Genomic DNA, 1,350 nt, shown 5'->3' on the forward strand with positions numbered 1-1,350 from the left:
GCCAACGGGTGCGCGTCGCTCGCATTCGTTTGCAAGCTCCGGCAGCAAGACTTGGCTGCTAAGGCTGGGCTCAGCCGTACAGCCATAGAGGCCGTGGAGGCCGGCAAGCCGACGACAGGACTTGGCACGTACCTCCAAGCGCTCTGGGCGATGGGGCTAGATGACGGAATTGCCTTGGTCGCAGACCCCGGTCTCGACCGCGATGGTCTTGCCCTTGAACTCGACGCACAGACCATGCGCGTGCACGTTGGCAAGCCACTCGATAATGACTTCTGACCACCGCCCAGGGCCTTGCCGACATCCTTCAACGCCGACTTGACGCGGTAGCTGATGACGACAGCCGTCAGCGCGGCGCGCTCGCGGCCGTACTTCTTGTAGATGTGCTGTCCGGAAAATGGTGGRCGAACAGTAGCTTGCCCGCGCTGTGGCGGTCATCCAGAACGACAAATGGTTCGCCTTGGTGGTGTTCCTGGAGCCAAGCCTGAATTTCGGCCTCCCGGTCGCGGTGAATGTGGATCGGAACACATCGCCAAGCGGCACCCTCATGGAGGTTCTGAGCCACGAAGTACAAGCCGGCGCCATCGAGGACTGCAGCCAACTGCTCTCGGCTGAAGTGCTCACGCCAAGTGCTGCTGATCGCGTACTTCACGTGGCCAGCTCTTCTGTGGGCTACGGCCAGCGCGTTGCGCGCCACGGGTGAGAACAATGTGGCCAACCGCTGTGGCYGCAGCGACTCGCCCCGGTTGAGCGCCCGAGACAAGTCCCAGCCAGCCTCTGCCTGTCCAAGACACAGGACCTCGTCGATATCGAGGATGACTGTGGCCCATGAGCCTTGTTGTACTGTTGCCATTTCAGCAGCTCGCAAGCGGTCCAACGAAACCGTGGCTACCGTGCCATTGGTGGAAGTTGCGCGGCCATTTTGGCTGCACTCGCAGTGCACTACTGCAGAGATCCCTGTTCAGTCGGTCATACAGGCACTCCCTGGAGTTCGATCAGTTCATCCGTGACAACGTCCTTGCCACGTCGCGCAAAATGCGCTGTACGACGCGTCGGAGCGCGAGACCTTCTTGCCCGGATGTGCTTGGGCGAGTGACGCCGGCTAGCTGGTCACGAGACCTTGCTCAGATCGCTCGGCGGCCGCGGCCGCACTCGATTCAATGTGGGGTAGCGCAGATACCGGCGTCTCTTCCATCGGGAGGGACTCCAGGATCGGCACCGGCGCAGGTGCGAGTGCCGGCTGGGCATTGGGCCTGACCTGCTGCCTCACCAACGTGGCAGCCAGGCTGAGCTTGCTGGCCGCGATCAGCGCGACGAAGCCGACAAACAGCATCAGTGCAAACAGGGCAAAGT

At 62.0% G+C, this 1,350-nt stretch carries 3 protein-coding genes and 1 pseudogene; 1 reads left to right on the forward strand and 3 read right to left on the reverse strand.

What is annotated here, in order from left to right:
- Window positions 1-276 (forward strand): hypothetical protein (locus ACXJKR_RS32585; protein WP_457326383.1); only part of this gene is annotated, 276 nt, incomplete at its 5' end.
- A 5-nt stretch (window positions 277-281) separates the two neighbouring features.
- On the opposite strand, the pseudogene ACXJKR_RS32590 reads toward ACXJKR_RS32585, so the two are convergent.
- From ACXJKR_RS32590 to ACXJKR_RS32600, 3 genes and pseudogenes are all read right to left on the reverse strand, one after another.
- Window positions 282-386: pseudogene (locus tag ACXJKR_RS32590) on the reverse strand (hypothetical protein); the annotation flags it as partial.
- Entirely contained in the window at window positions 344-850 is a 507-nt protein-coding gene (locus ACXJKR_RS32595) for an HAD domain-containing protein (protein WP_457326384.1), read from the reverse strand. The gene ACXJKR_RS32595 and the pseudogene ACXJKR_RS32590, both read right to left, overlap by 43 nt.
- A gap of 249 nt (window positions 851-1,099) precedes the next feature.
- Window positions 1,100-1,350 (reverse strand): hypothetical protein (locus ACXJKR_RS32600; protein WP_457326385.1); only part of this gene is annotated, 251 nt, incomplete at its 5' end.

It is taken from the genome of Roseateles sp. P5_E11, assembly GCF_054049355.1.